Below are 932 nucleotides of genomic sequence, written 5' to 3'. Positions count from 1 at the left end.
TTGCGGGAACGGAAGATCAAGGCCGGCTATTCGCTGATCGAGCGCGAGATCTTGCTTCAGCTTTATCTGGGGGTTTGGATGAACCAGTCGTCCGCCCCGTTCGTGGATATGGCGACCTACGATCGGTGCGGCTCTGTCCCGGTCGATTTCGACGCCCTGAAGGGCAAGCCTTGCTACCTTGGCGTTGACCTCTCTGAAGTTTCCGACCTTACCGCGATCGTCGGCGCGTGGCCGACCGATGACGGCGGTTACATCATCCGCCCTTGGTATTTCATACCGGCCGACGCGCTGGCGCGGAAGTCCCGCACTGAAGGCGTCAACTATCTGGCATGGGAGAAAGACGGCCTGATCACGACCACGCCCGGCGCGGCCGTCGATTATGCCTATGTGGAAGCGGAGATCAGGCGGCTTTGCGCCGAACATGACGTGCGCCAGATCGCTTTCGATCCGTGGCGTGCGCAGCAGCTTCAGCGCAACCTCATGGATGACGGCTTCCCGGTGGTCGATTTTCGGCAGGGCTTCATTTCGATGTCGCCGGCCTGCGATGAAGTCGAGCGCGCGATCATCACCGGCAAATTCCACCACGCCGGCAATCCGATCCTGCGATGGAACTTCGATAATGTCGCCGTGGTGCGCGATGCCGCCGGCAATCGCAAGTTCGACAAGTCCAAGAGCCGCGACAAGATCGACGGAGCGGTAGCCGCCCTTATGGCCGTGCGCTTTGCCTCGCTGAATAACAACACCCGATCGATTTACGACCTCGCCGAAGACGAGTTCGACGACCTTCTCGCCGCATAGGAAGAACCATGTCCGAAGATACCGAACGCCTTGTCGTCTCTCTTGAAGCCCGCATCCGCGACTTCGAACGCAATATGCAAAAGGCATCCGGCACCGCTGGACGCGAGTTCGGCGCGATCGAGCGCCGCGCCCGG

The 932-nt window shown here is 60.6% G+C and carries 1 protein-coding gene; it reads left to right on the top strand.

The window, feature by feature from the left end; all coding sequences use genetic code 11:
• Nucleotides 1-798: terminase TerL endonuclease subunit (locus tag PZ895_RS16490; protein WP_275840093.1), on the top strand; the 798-nt coding region annotated here is incomplete at its 5' end.
• Between the last annotated feature and the right edge of the window lie 134 nt (nt 799-932).

Origin of the sequence: Mesorhizobium sp. YIM 152430, assembly GCF_029210365.1 — a bacterium.
GTDB lineage: Bacteria > Pseudomonadota > Alphaproteobacteria > Rhizobiales > Rhizobiaceae > Aliihoeflea.
The sequence above is the reverse complement of the archived record's forward strand: the minus strand, read 5'-3'. Positions and strand labels throughout refer to the sequence as shown.